At 43.2% G+C, this 16,235-nt stretch carries 14 protein-coding genes and 1 tRNA gene; 10 read left to right on the top strand and 5 right to left on the bottom strand.

Annotated features, from left to right (window positions below; genetic code table 11):
- Positions 1 to 156: 156 nt before the first annotated feature.
- Both MHN81_RS26330 and MHN81_RS26325 read left to right on the top strand, forming a co-directional pair.
- On the top strand, positions 157 to 1,785 hold the full coding sequence (locus MHN81_RS26330) for a BBE domain-containing protein (protein ID WP_239427175.1): 1,629 nt from the start codon (positions 157 to 159) through the stop codon (positions 1,783 to 1,785).
- A gap of 221 nt (positions 1,786 to 2,006) precedes the next feature.
- Positions 2,007 to 2,279 (top strand): hypothetical protein, encoded by a 273-nt coding sequence (locus MHN81_RS26325; protein WP_023397303.1) that lies wholly within the window; start codon positions 2,007 to 2,009, stop codon positions 2,277 to 2,279.
- Between the two features lie 56 nt (positions 2,280 to 2,335).
- On the opposite strand, the gene MHN81_RS26320 is transcribed toward MHN81_RS26325, so the two are convergent.
- Entirely contained in the window at positions 2,336 to 3,520 is a 1,185-nt protein-coding gene (locus MHN81_RS26320; RefSeq protein WP_239427185.1) for a glycerophosphodiester phosphodiesterase family protein, read from the bottom strand.
- Between the two features lie 91 nt (positions 3,521 to 3,611).
- Positions 3,612 to 4,337 carry a sulfate transporter CysZ gene (gene cysZ / locus MHN81_RS26315; RefSeq protein ID WP_023397301.1) on the bottom strand — a complete coding sequence of 242 codons (726 nt, stop codon included), beginning with the start codon at positions 4,335 to 4,337 and terminating at the stop codon, positions 3,612 to 3,614.
- A 233-nt stretch (positions 4,338 to 4,570) separates the two neighbouring features.
- Here cysZ and MHN81_RS26310 point away from each other — a divergent pair, with 233 nt between their 5' ends.
- Together MHN81_RS26310 and MHN81_RS26305 are read left to right on the top strand one after the other, a co-directional pair.
- Complete coding sequence (locus MHN81_RS26310; RefSeq protein ID WP_023397300.1) at positions 4,571 to 4,843, top strand: hypothetical protein; 273 nt, start codon at positions 4,571 to 4,573, stop codon at positions 4,841 to 4,843.
- A gap of 52 nt (positions 4,844 to 4,895) precedes the next feature.
- Positions 4,896 to 5,483 carry a hypothetical protein gene (locus MHN81_RS26305; RefSeq protein ID WP_023397299.1) on the top strand — a complete coding sequence of 196 codons (588 nt, stop codon included), beginning with the start codon at positions 4,896 to 4,898 and terminating at the stop codon, positions 5,481 to 5,483.
- A 71-nt stretch (positions 5,484 to 5,554) separates the two neighbouring features.
- On the opposite strand, the gene MHN81_RS26300 is transcribed toward MHN81_RS26305, so the two are convergent.
- Positions 5,555 to 5,848 carry a hypothetical protein gene (locus tag MHN81_RS26300; RefSeq protein WP_023397298.1) on the bottom strand — a complete coding sequence of 98 codons (294 nt, stop codon included), beginning with the start codon at positions 5,846 to 5,848 and terminating at the stop codon, positions 5,555 to 5,557.
- Positions 5,849 to 6,063: 215 nt separating this feature from the next.
- Here MHN81_RS26300 and MHN81_RS26295 point away from each other — a divergent pair, with 215 nt between their 5' ends.
- The 6 genes from MHN81_RS26295 (at position 6,064) to msrB (ending at position 14,335) form a co-directional block, all read left to right on the top strand.
- Positions 6,064 to 6,795 (top strand): RNA methyltransferase, encoded by a 732-nt coding sequence (locus MHN81_RS26295; RefSeq protein WP_239427174.1) that lies wholly within the window; start codon positions 6,064 to 6,066, stop codon positions 6,793 to 6,795.
- 43 nt (positions 6,796 to 6,838) lie between these two features.
- On the top strand, positions 6,839 to 10,228 hold the full coding sequence (locus tag MHN81_RS26290) for an AAA family ATPase (protein ID WP_239427173.1): 3,390 nt from the start codon (positions 6,839 to 6,841) through the stop codon (positions 10,226 to 10,228).
- Positions 10,229 to 10,246: 18 nt separating this feature from the next.
- On the top strand, positions 10,247 to 10,960 hold the full coding sequence (zipA, locus tag MHN81_RS26285; RefSeq protein WP_023397295.1) for a cell division protein ZipA: 714 nt from the start codon (positions 10,247 to 10,249) through the stop codon (positions 10,958 to 10,960).
- A gap of 99 nt (positions 10,961 to 11,059) precedes the next feature.
- Positions 11,060 to 13,081 carry an NAD-dependent DNA ligase LigA gene (ligA, locus tag MHN81_RS26280; protein WP_023397294.1) on the top strand — a complete coding sequence of 674 codons (2,022 nt, stop codon included), beginning with the start codon at positions 11,060 to 11,062 and terminating at the stop codon, positions 13,079 to 13,081.
- Between the two features lie 66 nt (positions 13,082 to 13,147).
- The gene (locus MHN81_RS26275) at positions 13,148 to 13,621 is read left to right on the top strand and encodes a DUF2919 domain-containing protein (protein WP_036974947.1); all 474 of its coding nucleotides are present in this window, start codon (positions 13,148 to 13,150) and stop codon (positions 13,619 to 13,621) included.
- A gap of 261 nt (positions 13,622 to 13,882) precedes the next feature.
- On the top strand, positions 13,883 to 14,335 hold the full coding sequence (msrB, locus tag MHN81_RS26270) for a peptide-methionine (R)-S-oxide reductase MsrB (protein WP_023397292.1): 453 nt from the start codon (positions 13,883 to 13,885) through the stop codon (positions 14,333 to 14,335).
- Positions 14,336 to 14,375: 40 nt separating this feature from the next.
- Here msrB and MHN81_RS26265 read toward each other — a convergent pair whose 3' ends face one another.
- Positions 14,376 to 16,004 carry a response regulator gene (locus MHN81_RS26265; RefSeq protein WP_023397291.1) on the bottom strand — a complete coding sequence of 543 codons (1,629 nt, stop codon included), beginning with the start codon at positions 16,002 to 16,004 and terminating at the stop codon, positions 14,376 to 14,378.
- 132 nt (positions 16,005 to 16,136) lie between these two features.
- Positions 16,137 to 16,212 (bottom strand) — tRNA-Val (locus MHN81_RS26260).
- Positions 16,213 to 16,235 lie beyond the last annotated feature (23 nt).

Raw genomic sequence — 16,235 nt, 5'->3', positions numbered from 1 at the left:
TTCGATTTATTCTTCCTCTTATCCTTTAGTCTAATTTATATACAGTTGCTGTCCTTTTTATTGCTACATTGAAGCTGTCATACGAACCAGCGCACCGAGTTAGGATAGTGGTTTAGCGCCGTGTGGCTAATAACAATAACATGTAAGGACAGTACTATGGATAACAAAGAAAAAAACTTGATTTCACAATCAACGGAGCAGACCTCTCGTCGTAGTTTCTTGAAAAAGTCACTGGCTGTTGGGGGCGCCGTCGGTGCTGCACCGTTAGTTTTGCAGTCTTCGGCTGCTCAGGCGCGGGGGGAGTACGGTCAGTATCACAAAGTATTTGGCAATGACCCGCGCTATGTTTCAATGCTATTAGGTTCCAACATGCGCTTCTTAAGTCAGCCAACATACATTGGCGCCTGTAGTTCAGCGCATGAAGTTTATATGGCGGCAAGAGATGCGATCACACAAGGAAAGCGAATCACAGTGCGCGCGGGCGGTCATTGTTATGAGGGGTTTGTGGATAATGATAATGGCGTGGTAATTGATATCAGTAATATGGATCGAATTTACAAAGATGGCGACTATTATGTGGTTGAAGCGGGAGCTAACTTGGGCCATACCTACAAAACCTTGTTTAAGGAGTTTGGTAAAATAATTCCCGCTGGCTCGTGTTTTGGTGTGGGTATTGGCGGCCATGTTTGTGGTGGTGGATTTGGTGTGCACTCGAGAGAATTTGGACTGTCTAGCGATTATTTAGCCGGGGTTGAATTAGTCGCGTTTAACGAATGGGGCGGTCAGGCGACTTACCCTCGTAAATATTTCAAAGGGCAATCAGCGCAGGCAGATGAAATCGTATGGGCGCACCAAGGTGGCGGCGGTGGTAATTTTGGCATCGTTACAAAATACTTTTTTAAAGATTTACCTGATGTGCCAGCTTTTATACATGCACAAGAAATATCGATCCCATGGGCTAGTTTGGATTATACCCAATTTGCAGCTTTACTAAAAAATTATGGTGAATTCTGGACTAAAAACAATGGACCAGAAAGCCGCTTTAATGCATTGCATTCATCTATGTCTGTACCCAACTCTGTAGGAGGAGGTGGCGATATACGTATGCAATTGTTTAGTAGTGGCAATCCGGGCTTAATTGATGAGTTTTTGGATGCCGTGTTCTCTGCATCTCAATTGGCGCAGGCAAAAATAGGCTTGCGTACGACCGACCATATGGGGCTACAGAGTCAAGAAGGTGCGCCGCCAAGACCTACACCGCCAGGCAGTTATTTCAGCTTACCATGGTGGTACGGAACACAATATGCGGCAGGTCCATTAATTGGTGCTAGAGGGAAAAACAAATCTGCTTATATGAATCAACCGTTTCCTGAGTCACAGATACGCACGTTATGGAATGAGCTAAGAAATGGCGACTATTTAAGCCCAGGAGGCTTGGTACAAATCTCCTCTTACGGTGGTCAAATTAATGCATTATCTTCTTCAGATACGGCAGTCTCGCACCGAAGTTCTGTAATGAAGTTACAATATCAAACTTATTGGTTTGAACCTGCTCAAGACCCTTATCATATTGGCTGGATGAATGGCCTATACCTGAAAATGTACGGTGAAACGGGACCTGCTCCAGATGGAATTATGGACGGCTGTTACGTGAACTATGCAGATACGGATATTCCCAATTGGCAATACCTGTATTACAAGGATAACTACCCAAGGTTGCAGCAGGTCAAACGTTTGTTGGATCCGACAAATCGATTGAACCATGCTCAGTCGATAGAGCTATAGCCCGCGCGCTTTAAAATCAAGATTAAGGTAAAAACCGAGTAGTATTTACCTTATGATTCTAATAGGAAAGTCTAATTGTTTGGTTTTTAAAATAATATCAACGGTTTAAAAAGTAGGTGAATTTGTTATTCTCTCTAATGTTTTATTTTGACGCTGGCTTTTAAGTTGCTCGATTAAAATTGATTCGTAGTATGTGAGACGATTTTAATAAGGAGTATGAGATGTTAAACCTTAAAAAACGTAAACTAAAAACCTTGTCTCAAGATGCTGCGATTATCCCATCAAAAATGACCAAGCAAATTGGTGGTGCACACGTAAGTGTGTCGTCAGATACTTATACAACAACCCACCCAGATGCATACAAGCTGACCGATAAGGCAACAATTATTCAAACGGGACCAACGGATCCTGCTACGGGGCCATTTACTGGTACTTTAACAGGGCCGAGCACAATTACAGGTCCAGGTACAAGTGGCCCAAGTATTTATATCTAAGCTGTATTGAATAGGTACGATGTGTCGTATTGACAACACATCGTACAAGAGTGAAATTAGTAAAGGTTCATACAATTGGCGTAAAATGTCGTTGTAGCGGGCCAATCACTAAATACCCCTTTAACGCCAACTTGTTTAGCTAATACATCAAGCACGGTATAAACATCGCCTTCGTTTTTAACAGCATCACTGATCCCTTGATAGTACCATCCACCACCTTGAGAGATCAGTCCTGAGCGTTCAAGAGTCCATGTGATTATATCTAGGTTGGCAGCTTTTGCTGCGATTGCGTATTGTGAAGGTACCAGCTTGCCGGCTTCATCTAGTGTCAATAGCACCCATAAAGGCGGGGCGATAACATTAACTCCACTGGCTTTGATTTCATCCATGTTTGGGCGCCAAGTTAGTGCGTTATTTGGGTCGAAGTTAGGGGCGGAGTAGCGACCATCCAAATACACGCCACGCTTACCGTAGCGAGTGTTATGACGCCAAAATTGAACATCTTCAATATTGAAAGATTGTGGTAAAACTTTACGAGGTGAGACACGTGCAGCGCGATATTCATCAACCATTTTTTGGGCGTAATCTTGTTGTGTCATACCTTGATAAGGCATTGCAACTGCTGGGGCCTTTAATTCAGGCGTCATTTTTACTCGGAGAGATTTAAATAACTCGATACTCTGTGCATGGGTCATCAGTGTGCCAGTTGCTGAGTAAAGGTCAGTGCGCCAGTTAGCTGTGCCTTTTACATACTCCTGTGGTGTGCTTGCATTGGGGTTTGCGCCATCCATTTTGCCTTTGAGCTGCATAAACTCGTCAAGTGTTAAATCCGACGTACAGCATTTCGCGCTTGCTGGCGTGCCAGTGTCGGGATCTGCTGGGGTAAAAGGCTGACTGCATTTAGCTGCCAATTCAGGGCGTAGTAAAATGTCAGTGCTGGTATGTAAATCGCATTGGGCATGGCGGCAAACTAACTCTTTATCCTTAGTAAATGTGACATCACACTCTAATACACCAGCTCCCATTCGTGCAGCTGCGATATAAGACTCTTTTGTATGTTCAGGGAATTGAGTGGGAGCGCCACGGTGTCCGATAGAAAACTGAGATTTAAAAAAGGGTCTGTTTACACACCGAGAGAGCTTGGATTTAAGTGCACTTGGTGCCATTTGGTCGAGCAAATAAAACGGTCTTGGCCCAAGTTGTGCAGAAGCACTGGCGCTGGCACTGCCTAGCAGTGCCATAGTGAATACGACTTTAGTTAAAATGTTCATAACGTCCCAGTATGGATTTTTTAACTATTATCGGTATGAAATGTGACGTTTTTACGAGTCGTTATCGGTAATTGCTTCGGTAATTCTCTACCCATAGTTTTGTGGCGCCACAGACAGCAGCAGGCATGACGATGAGGTTAACAAATGGGATGGCTGTGAGTACAAATACTGCAAAACCAAATCCATATGAAAGGCCCTGCTTGCCTTTTAGATCTTGCTTCATCTGATTAAAGCTGATCTTATGATTGTCAAACGGATAGTCATTATACTGTACGTTGTACATCCAGCAGGTAAATAGGATCCAAAGGATTTGTCCAATAATTGGCAGCATCCATAACATTAAAAAGAAAATGATTGCCCTTGGTAGGTAATAGCATAGCTTAGTCCACTCCCGCCCCATCATCCGAGGAACGTCTTTTAGTAGATCTGTAAAACCATCATCATTAATAGGTTGGCCTGTGAGGTGGAGCTCCACTTTTTCCGATAGCAAACCATTAAACGGCGCAGCAATAAAATTGGTAATAACAGTAAATACCATACTGTAACTAAATAGAATAATTAAGATTGCCAGGGGCCATAGTAGCCATTCTAGCCAACTAAGCCACGTAGGTAGTGCGCTATTTAGATATTCAAACCCCTGTGTTAACCAGTCAAATAGAAAAAACAGCGATCCGCCAAATAACAGAATATTGATAAATAACGGGATAAAAACAAAGCGTTTGAGTCCTTTTTGGCTAAGCATGGAAAAGCCCGCAATAAAGTACTCCATCCCTTTTGTAATTTGCATCGTTAAGCTCTAAATTGGGAACAGTTGAAGTCTATTATAATCGTTAATTGCATTTTAGTGCGTGATTTTTTGATCTCTATCATTGCAAAAGAAAGTCTTTAAATTCATGGCCTAGAGAGGGAATGTCACACTCTCTTACAATTAACTTAGGTGTGGGATCAGGGGTTACCCCTTGTAAACACCTAGGTGAGTCCATACACTAATTGATAGATCATCTAGGAGTGAAAAACAGCATGCGTGTCTTTCAGTTATTGTTTGCAGTCAGCTTAGCGACGTTACTTTGTGTAACGGCGGCAGGCGTGCACGCAGCTGAAGAAAGGCAGCAGGTTATCGAGCTTATTGCAGATCTCGATTTACAGTACTTAGATGTAGATCTTGATGAAGCCTTGCCGTTAGCAAGTGTTAAAAGTTCGCTGTGTACTACAGATTTTGTTAACTCAACTTCTTGGTCTTTCCTAAGTTCTTCACAAAATGCGACGCAAATTCGCGCACCACCTGCTCAATAATCCCCATATAAAACACCATAATTAATTTAACTTAATCATCGTGAGGTGGATCATGAGCTATTATCATGCACTTAAGACTGCGGCTGTTAATACAGGCGCTGTAACAAACAATACCGTTAATGTGGCTACGGCCAACACTAAAGCGTTTGAACAATTACCTGCGGAGCAATTTCTTCGTCCTTTACCAACGATATACATCGACCTAGACGCGACCCTAGATGAAGCTGCGTTGGTATTAAACAAAACACATCAAGCAGCGGCACTTGTCATATCGACAACAGGTGAACCAATTGGATTAATTTCTTCAGCTTTATTAGGTAGCCGAAATGTCCTTGAAAAGGCACAGACTATGGGCTTAAGTCGAAATGACTTAAGTGTTGCGGATATGATGATTGCAATATCGTCACTACGTCAAATATCAACTGCTCAGGTTGTTGAAGCTCAAGTTGGAGACATTAAAGCAACCATCGAAGCGGATGGCTTAACCTATTTATTTGTACAAAATAGCCAACAAAAAGCAGTCGGTTATTTTGATGTAATTGATTTAGTAAAAAGTAGTAATGGCGTGATCACTGCGCTTAAACCGTGTCATGATTTTAAAGATGTAGTCGCGCAAATACTACACAATAAAGAAATGTAACAGTTCCCCCAAAGTTAATGTAAATTAAACCCAAGGCATCTTTATGATGCCTTTTTTAGCGCTTAAATTTATTAAGGCAGCTTTACATTGTGGTGCTTTGCGTACCAGTAAAACAAAGGCAGCTCTATAATTGTAAAACTTACCAATGTAAACCAAGCCCAATTTACCTCAAAAAAGAACAAGGTAAACTCGACACCTGTGGCAAAGTACTCAGAACCAACGATTGCGAGCGAGAGCATTGATGCAATAAAATCTTGTGTAGACACCTTTTTAAAGTCGTTACCGGCATATTTGGGTGAGATAACAAAATAGGTTATTGCAAGAATAACGATATTTAGCAGGATAACGTGGAGCTCTGCGGACATAACTGCGTCTCAAATTGGGGTTAACTAGGAGTGATTTCAATGTGTATCACTTTTTATTTTGTTGCTATTGTAATCACAACTGAAAGTGAGTGCAAAGCGCACTGATCAGGGGGGAGTGAATATTTGTCGTTCGCCTTCGCTTCGAAAGCAGCAATTCCACTGCCCTTTGTCCTATATTGTGTATATACTTCGCTTCCTAACCAAATGAGGTGTGTATGCTGTCTAAAAATCAACAAAAACTTATTCGCGCTCTGGCTCAAAAAAAGTACCGTAAACAACACGGTCTGTACTTAGTTCAAGGCGAAAAGAATATCTTGGAGTTACTGCAAGCAAAAGTGGAAGTACAGCAGGTTTTCGCCACACCTCAATTTATTCTTAGCCATAAAAACACCTTGAAGCATTGCCAAGTTACGGAATGTGATGAACAGGCTCTCAGTAAAGTCAGTACGTTAGTGAGCAATAATGCGGCCATTGCGATTGTGCCAATTGCCGAGCCGAAAGAAATAGATAAAAGTGGCTTCGTATTGGCGCTTGACGGTGTATCTGATCCAGGTAACTTAGGCACGATCATTCGACTTGCAGATTGGTATGGGTTGAAGCAGGTGGTGGTCAGTGAAGACTGTGCAGACCATTTAAATCCAAAAGTGATCAGTGCAACAATGGGATCGTTTGTGCGGGTAGATGTGATCAGAACGGATCTAGAGCAACTATTAAGCCATTACAACGGACCCATATATGGTGCATACCTTGAAGGGCAAAGTGTTCATCAAACTCCATTTACCGAGCGTGGGCTACTTGTTATGGGCAGCGAGTCTCATGGGATCCGCGAAAAAGCCAGTCAGTACATCAATCAGCCCATAACTATTCCGGCATATGGTCAAGCAGAGTCTCTCAATGTGGCTATGGCGACGGGCATCATTCTTGATAATTTTCGCCGCTCAATTTAATGTACGATTGTTGCGGCATTAATCAAAATATACAGCTTTCTCTATGCGCTTAAGTCACATAAAACTAGCAGGTTTCAAGTCTTTTGTTGAGCCCACTAAAATCCCTTTTCCTGATCAAATGACATGTGTGGTTGGGCCTAATGGATGTGGCAAATCTAATGTCATTGATGCTGTGCGCTGGGTATTGGGTGAAAGCTCTGCAAAAAACTTGCGTGGCGACGCAATGACGGATGTCATTTTTAATGGTTCGACTCAGCGAAAAGCGATTTCTCAAGCATCCGTTGAGCTAATGTTTGACAATACGAAGGGCACGTTGCCAGGGTCACTGGCTGATCGCAACCAAATCGCCATTAAACGTCTCGTGACTCGAGATGGACAGTCACTATACTTTTTAAATGGTAGCAAATGTCGTCGTCGCGATATTACCGATATCTTTCTAGGGACGGGCTTGGGGCCTCGCAGTTATGCAATTATTGAACAGGGCATGATTTCTCGTCTAATAGAGAGTAAGCCTCATGAATTAAGAGTCTTTTTAGAAGAAGCCGCAGGTGTCTCTAAATATAAGGAGCGCAGGCGTGAAACTCAAACACGTATTAAAAGCACGCGGGATAATTTAGAACGCTTGCTCGACATGCGTAAAGAGTTGCAATCACAGCTTGACCGACTGGCACAACAAGCCGAAGCAGCAAAAAAATACAAAGATCTCAAAGCGAAGGAGCGAACTCTCAAAGGACAACTTGCCGTTATTAAATGGCAGGACTTTAATGACAAGCTGAAGCAAAAAGTACAACAAATAGCAAAGCTTGATGAGCAGCTACAGTTTTTAGAGCAGGCTCACGGTGGACAAAGAGATGTGATTGCTAGCTTCGAACACAAAGTAGTGCATTTAAACGATGCACTGAGTGTATTGCAGCAGGAAAAACATAAAACCCATACAGCACTGACTCGTGCTGAGCAGCAAAAGATCCACCTCACTGAAAAGCGCATTGAACTCAGCGAAGCTCAAGTTAAGTGTCAGGCTGAACATGCCAATGCACAGTTGCTCTTGACACAGCAGCAAGCCACTTGCGAGTTACATAAACAAAAGAGTGAAGAGGCTGCTGAGCGCCTAACACTCCAAGAGGCGCTATTGGAAGAGCGGGAAACGCTTTACGAACAGCAGCATCAAGCCAATAGTGAAATTGAAGGTCTTCTCAAAGAATTGACCGAGCGCGTTACTATGGCAAAAGAGCAACATGCATCAAGCAATATTACTTTGCAGCAGGCAAAACAAACACACCTTCATTTACAAGATAACCTCACAGGTTTGGTAGCAGATGAACAGGCGCTCACGACACAAAATAACAGTGAGTTATTGAGTGAGGAGCGGGCCAAACAGCACGAGCTGCTTAAAGAGATGGCGAGTTTGCAAAGTCAGGCTCAAAAGCTGGTAGAGCAGCGACTAAAGAGCGAGGCGCAGTTGCACCAAAGTGAAGAGGTGGTGCAAGACGCGCAGCAGCAGCTGTTACAATCCACAGCCGAGCGAGATACCTTAATTTCCCTGCTTGATGTGCATGAAGAGTCACAGGCTCCGTCGTTTTTAGCTCAGTTAAAAGTCCGAGAAGGCTATGCACAAATTGTAGAGTGCGCGCTACTTGGGCTGAACTCTCTGTCGATTAGCGAAGTCCCCAATGGAGCGGGTTTATGGGCGCATACACAAACAAGTGACTCTGACAGTGTTGCACAGTTTATAGAGTCTGGTGTTTTCCCAAGCTTTTTAAACCATGTTAAGTGGTTAGGAAAACATCGACAATTTACTGTGACTTCCCATTATATTTTTGCCGTTGATGATAAAGGCTGTTTGTATGGCGAAAATTTCAAAATGCCGACGTCAGAAGGCGGCTCGAATCAACTGGTGAATTATCAAAAGCTTGATAACTTAAATACGAGTTTGCCAGCCCAGCAAAAAGCGCTAGAAGAAGCACAGCGACAGTTAAGCACAAACGCGACCAAATATGCTGAGCTTGAAAATGTGATAGAGCAGAATAAACAAACTGTTCACACGGTTGCTCAGCAAGTTGCAGCAAATAAAAGTCGCCTTGAAGTGCTAGAGTTACAGCAGCAAGGGTGGCAGAGTCAAGCGGATAAATTGGCCGCTGAGATAACTAAAACTCGTCAAGAAATGACAACGACACAAGAGTTGGTTGAGCAGCGTGAATTAAATCATTTGCACTGTACTCAGCAGTTAGAAGTGACCCAGCACAATTTAGAAGAGAAGCGTGAGCAGGTTGAAGCGCAAAGGCATCAGATACAAAATGCGCTGACAGGAAAAAGCCAAGCGCAAGAGCAAGTGCATCTTGCGAAAATGGCGTTGCAGCAAGCGCAGAGTGACCAGCAAATAAGCGCAACAAAATCAGTACATTTAAGCGAAAGTTTGCAACTGTGTGTGGCTGCATTGGAGGCAAATACCGAACAACAGGTTTTACTAGAAGCACCGTTATCAGAGACGCAATCTCAAATTTCGACATTGCTGAATACTGACCGCGAACAGCAACAAAAATTGGCCCATTTGGAGCAGCAAGTTTCAGAAGCAAAACAACAGCTTGCTGAAAAGCAAAATAGCGTGCAGGATGCGCAATCGCACAGTCTTAAACTCAAAGAGCAAAAACAGCAGCTACAATTACAAGAGCAAAGTTTGCTGGTAAAAGCACAAGCTGCGCTGGAACCGTTAATTGAGCTAAAGCAAACCTTAAAAGGAGTGCTTGAGACTCTGGATGAAAAAGTGAGTACCGGAGTATATCAAAGCCAATTGACAGCAACCGCACAAAAACTGTCGGTATTAGGCGCTGTTAATTTAGCTGCAATTGAAGAGTTTGATGAAGCCCAGTCGCGTAAAACGTACTTGGATGAGCAGCTTAACGACTTAACTGCGGCGCTTGAAACCCTTGAGAATGCGATTAAAAAAATAGATAGAGAGACGAAAACGCGCTTTAGAGCCACTTTTGATCAGGTCAATCGAGATCTTGCAGAGTTGTTTCCAAAGGTGTTTGGTGGCGGGAATGCGTATTTAGAGCTCACCAGTGATGATTTGTTAGAAAGTGGTGTTACTATAATGGCAAGGCCACCAGGCAAGAAAAACTCGACAATTCATCTGTTAAGTGGTGGAGAAAAAGCGTTGACCGCATTATCATTGGTATTTTCTATCTTCAGGTTAAATCCGGCACCGTTTTGTATGCTGGACGAAGTAGATGCACCGTTAGACGATGCCAATGTTGGACGTTTTTGTCGTCTCGTTGAAGAGATGTCTCAAACGGTGCAATTTATTTATATTAGCCACAACAAAGTGGCTATGGAAATGGCCGCAAGGCTGACGGGGGTAACTATGGCAGAACCGGGTGTTTCTCGCGTAGTTGCCGTAGATATAGAACAAGCAGTGCAGATGGCACATACATAATAAAAGTAAAGGTGAACAATGGCCACAGAATTAAGATGGGCATTAATCGTGATCAGCGCGTTGATCATAGGTGGACTACTGATACATGGGCTATGGTCTGTAAGAAAAAAAGAAGATAAAGAGGATCGTAGACAAAATTTGCCAACTGCAAATGAGCATAGCAAACCCTCAGAACCTGAACTAAATGATATGAGCTTTACGGCTGTAGAAGAGGAGCAGCATTCGCACTCCACGGATGCATCTGAAGTACAAGCTGATCCACAGCCTTCTCTGCAAGAAGAACAAGCACAAACAGCTCAGAGCGCAGAGCCCGCTGTGGAGCCTCAGGATTTTATAATTCTGCACATACAAATGCCGGAAGGCTTAGCAATGGAAGGCTCAAAATTATTGCCGAGTGTACTCAGTTTGGGCTTTAAATTCTCTGAAGAGGGCTTTTTTAATCGCCACTTAGAGTCATCAGGTAATGGACCTGTGTTATTTAGACTTGTGAATATGTATAACCCAGGTACGTTCGATATCGATAATATGGAGCAATTTAGCACAGCTGGCGTCAGTTTATTTATGACATTGCCTTGTGAAGGCGACAGTATGGCTGCATTCAATATGTTGCACGGAGCAGCGAAAAAATTATCGGATGAGTTCGGTGCACAAGTTCTAGACAGTAAGCGCGAGCCACTGACGGTAGATACCATTAGAACGTACGTTGAAAAAGTACGTGAGTTCGCAGCCTAGTTCTATGGTGTAAACTGCATCGTATTTCGAATGAAATGGTAAAAGATAGAGTAAGCCACTGGCACAGGCCGGTGGCTTTTGTTTTATTAAGAGGTTGAAATGTCCGAATCTATCAGCAATAGAATCAATGAATTAAAAGCACAAGTGGAAGAGCACAATTACAAATATTATGTGCAGGATATGCCCACCGTGCCAGATGCCGAATATGATAGGTTAATGCGAGAGCTGATTGATTTAGAAACAGGGCACCCGGAGCTACTTACGGCTGACTCCCCTTCACAAAAAGTGGGTGGCGCAGCATTGAGTAAGTTTGATCAAGTAACTCACAAGGTCCCAATGCTGTCGTTGGACAACGCGTTTGATGACGCAGAATTTAATGCATTCAACCGTCGTATCAAAGAGCGCCTGCTAGAATCTGGTGAGCTAACATTTTGTTGTGAACCCAAATTAGATGGTCTCGCGGTGTCAATTTTGTATCGTGACGGTGTATTAGTGCAAGCGGCTACACGTGGAGACGGACAAGTTGGCGAGAATATCACTGAAAATGTGAAAACGATCCGTAATATTCCATTGCGTTTGAGGGGCGACAACATCCCTGCGGAAGTTGAAGTACGTGGTGAAGTGTTTATGGACAAAGCGGGTTTTGAGCGCCTCAATGAAACCGCTTTGGCCAAAGACGAGAAAACCTTTGCTAATCCAAGAAATGCGGCAGCGGGTAGCTTGCGTCAGCTTGATTCAAAAATTACCGCCAAGCGACCCTTGATGTTTTATGCCTATTCAATGGGAACGGTTGAAGGGGCACAACTGGCAGAGACGCACTATGGCCAACTAGAGCAGCTTAAGCTTTGGGGCCTGCCTATGTGCCCTGAAACCAAACGTGTTAATGGCGTTGCGCAGGCGCTGGCATATTATCAAGATATTCTTAACCGTCGCGATGCACTAAGTTATGAAATTGATGGCGTTGTTATTAAGGTGGATAACAAACAACAGCAATCTCAATTAGGTTTTGTGGCGCGGGCACCTCGCTGGGCGATTGCATTTAAGTTTCCAGCACAAGAAGAGATCACTCAATTGCTCGATGTTGAATTCCAAGTCGGGCGTACCGGCGCGATAACACCCGTTGCAAGGCTAGAACCTATATTTGTTGGAGGTGTCACAGTATCGAATGCAACACTGCATAATCAAGATGAAATTGACCGCTTAGGCATTAAAGTAAAAGATCACGTGATTATCCGACGCGCAGGTGACGTCATTCCACAAATTACGCAAGTGGTGTTAGACAAGCGTCCGAGTGATGCGTTTGATATCGAATTTCCAAACACTTGTCCGGTGTGTGACTCGCATGTAGATCGCGTTGAAGGGGAGGCTGTTGCGCGCTGTACTGGTGGGTTGGTATGCCAAGCGCAAAGAAAAGAGGCGATAAAGCACTTTTCATCCAGAAAAGCCCTCGATATTGACGGGTTAGGAGACAAAATCGTTGAGCAGCTGGTGGATAGGGAGCTGATCAAAACTCCCGCTGAGCTATTTAAATTACGCCAAGGGCACTTTGAATCCCTAGAGCGTATGGGGCCTAAGTCTGCCAAAAACTTGGTGAATGCACTAGAAGCAGGTAAACAGACTACGTTAGCTAAATTCTTATATGCGTTAGGGATCAGAGAGGTCGGTGAAGCGACCGCACAAAATTTAGCAAACCATTACTTAACCCTTGAAAAAGTCATGAATGCCTCCATTGAGAGTTTACAAGAAGTGAGTGATGTCGGTGTGATTGTTGCGCAGCATATTCATGCCTTTTTTGGTGAGCAACACAACCAGCAAGTTGTATCCGAACTATTAGAAGTTGGGGTGTATTGGTCAGATATTGAAGCGCCATCAGAACAGGCTCAGCCGTTAGCTGGATTGACCTATGTTTTGACCGGGACCTTGAATGAACTCAATCGCAATGATGCAAAAGCGCGATTGCAAGCACTCGGAGCAAAGGTTGCAGGTAGTGTCTCGAAAAATACACATGCTTTGGTTGCGGGTGAGAAAGCAGGTTCAAAGCTAACTAAAGCGCAGGATCTGGGCATCGAGATTATGGATGAAGCGGCCTTAATCGCACTCTTTGAGCAGTACCAAGCATAATAGTTTGGCCTGCCTCAAAGAGGTAGCTAAACGCAGTTTTTATTTGGGGGCAAAGTGAGTAAATTGATAGGGCGGTTTGGGCCTGAATATTGGGATAAATATGGTGTGTATCGCACGCCACTAGGGTTCAATTTAACTTTATTTGTATTGCTTCGCCCCTTTCTTGTGTGGCTGATGTCAGCACTTACTTGGCGCCCTGATTTAGATATTATGAGTTTGTTTTTTCCTTCAAAAAACGACTTTTTGGTTGCTATTTCTATTGCTGCTATCGCATTAGTACCGACCGTTTTATATTCAATGCGGCGGCCCAGTAGTGCACAAAAATGGGGTAGGGCGTGGCGCTACATGCGGTGGCCTCTATTGCTTACCGCGGTCCTAGATTTGGCGTGGCTGATCTCACAGGCGGCGAGCAACCATTTCCAGTTTTCATTTTATCTTGCCGCGCAAATTGTATTGGTTTCATGGGTAATTTTGTACCTAATTAATAGCCGTTATTTAACGTGTTTTTTTGGTGACTGGCCTGAACCAGACCCAAAATAGCTTGACGTGAATGCCCGCAAAAGCCTAAATGATACTGAGGTATTTTGTCTATCTGCTCAAACCTTATGAATGGTTAATTTGTCATGCACTGTGCCTAACAAGGTGCGTAGCTCCAGGTTCATTTTATTAGCGCTGTGGCGCACATTGTCCTAGTTGTGTCATGAATTGGATATATGCTCAAAAGCTACTGCGCTGAGATAGATAAGATAGTTATTATTGGCGGCAAATAATAAAAATCAAATGAATATTGGGAAGATCAACATGTTACTTTGGCAAGATATACTGACTTGGGCGAAAGAAGGTAACCCAACACCACCGCGAAAAGTGGAGAAAAGCATCATGCAATGGCAGGCTTTACTTGAACCTTCGGTATTCCATATTACTCGCAATAAAGGGACTGAGAGGCCGTTCAGTTCTGAATCTTGCAGTCTATTTGAACCAGGACAATACGAGTGTGCTTGTTGTGGCGAATTACTGTTTGACGCACAAGAAAAGTTTGAAAGTGGTTCTGGATGGCCCTCGTTTACGCAGCCAGCAAAGCCCAATGCAGTCGCCTATCACTTAGATAGTACGCATGGTATGGATCGAGTAGAAATAGTCTGTAATGTATGTGATGCACACCTAGGACATGTTTTTCCCGATGGGCCTAAACCGAGTGGGTTGCGTTATTGCGTCAATGCACTTGCGATGGTTAAACATGAAACGGTGAGTTAAACACCCTGAAATGTAATAGGTGCTCTGATACATCAGACGCCTATTGCGCAAGCCCCATCTCCTTCATTTGCGCTAACAGTTTATCGAAGCGGGTTAGTTGCTCTGAATCAAGATCAGCACTTTGTAGCACTTTGAGGCATTTTTTGGCAAGGTTGGTGTTGAACGTAATACCTTTTTTCCCAGTCGCATCCGCTAAGCACTGTAACAAGTTAAGCGCAATACTGGCATTTTTAGGCATGACTCTAAATGCCTGAGAAAAAGCCTCTAATGCAACGTCAAGTTCGCCTTTATTGAACTGTTTAACAGCGTGGTTATTTAACTCCTTAGGACCCATGGTAATGTCTTTTCGTTCATCATGTTGCTGCTGCAAATAGCGCATCATGACAGGATCTTCATGGCTTTGATGACGTTCACAATGTTCAATGATCTGGCCAAAGAGTGCTTGGGCTTTATGTTGAAAGCCTAACTCATGAAATGCTTTGGCTTTATCGAGTGCTGCATCCACTGAACGGATCTGGGGTTCATCATCTAATTGTTCCATGAGCTGACGTGCTTTTTTATGCTCATCTTTCAGATAATGTAACCGCGCATGAAGCACATCCATTTGAGTTTGATTAATGGCATGTGGAAACTGCTTTTTAAGATCGTTCAAATATTGTTGTGTTTGTCTAGTGATCTTATTTATTTGTTCGTGCTGATCGGTAGCCAATGCAAAGTCGATACCAGCTCGAGCGGCATTTAGGTACACCTCTGGGCTATCATGAATAGAGTATCGAGCGAAACTGGCAATCTCTTTTTGGGCATTGTAGCTGCACTCGTAGTCGTGATTAATCATTGCAACGGTACTTAGCGATTTTTGCCGTGATAGATTGCGTGGTGCTATTTGCGAGGCTTCATGGAGTGCTTTTTGGGCATGTTCAAACTGATTTAATTTAATTTCTAAACGACCGAGCAGATCAAGTGCGGCAAGTCGGGTTTCGCTTTTTTCAATTAAGCCTTTTAATAGCTTTTGTGCAGTGAGATCTTCATTATTTGCGATTAACGCTTCAACTAAACCGAGTTTGGCCCAAGTGAATTTTTGTAACTCTAGTGCCGACTTATAAAACTGCTTCGCCTCTTCATAGCGCTTTAGTTTAAGCAACATTTCACCTTTGAGCTTAAGTAGCATAACTGAGTAGCTAGTTTGCTGGCTATCTAGTTCGGCATTTATAAACTTGAGCGCTTTAGAATAGTTTTCATCATCAATGAGCGTATATAACTTTTTAAGGCTTTGCTTCCTTTTTAGCACGCGCTCAATTCTGGACTGTAAATCTTTGATGGTGAAAGGCTTAACTAAAAAATCATCGGGTTGAAGCTCAACAACACTATGGACTAGTTCAGGGCTTGTTTCTGCAGAAGTAAAAATAAATCCGGTACAGCGTTTTATTAAACGCTTTTTTAATAGCTCTTCGTAAAGTTGATAGCCATTTTGCCGTTTACTCAAATCAAAAGAACATATGATCAGATCGAACTTATTGACTTCACAGCTTTCTTTGGCAACCGCGGCGGACTCAGCAATGAAAATATTCCGATAGGCTAAACGTTCTAGCGACTGTTTTAGATAGCTAAGTGCCAGAGGTTGTTCTTCCACAATTAAAATTTTTGAATTAACAAATGGTTGAACGGCCATATCGATATTAAGGTGTTGCTAGCAATAATTTTAGTCTAGTCGTTTCTTCAAACTTTTAAAACAGTCTGAGATAGAAGTTAAAATAAGAAGTTTGGAGACAACTTTGACATAACAGAAAGAATAGAAAGTGAATGGTGGGTTGTACTGGACTTGAACCAGTGACCCTCGCCTTGTAAGGGCGATGCTCTCCCAACTGAGCTAACAACCCGGGATATGTGTAATTTGGTGGGT

The sequence above is a fragment of the Pseudoalteromonas sp. Of7M-16 genome (assembly GCF_022347805.1).
Taxonomy (GTDB): Bacteria; Pseudomonadota; Gammaproteobacteria; order Enterobacterales; family Alteromonadaceae; genus Pseudoalteromonas; species Pseudoalteromonas luteoviolacea_F.
Note: the sequence above shows the minus strand (reverse complement) of the source record. Positions and strands in the feature narration are given on the sequence as shown.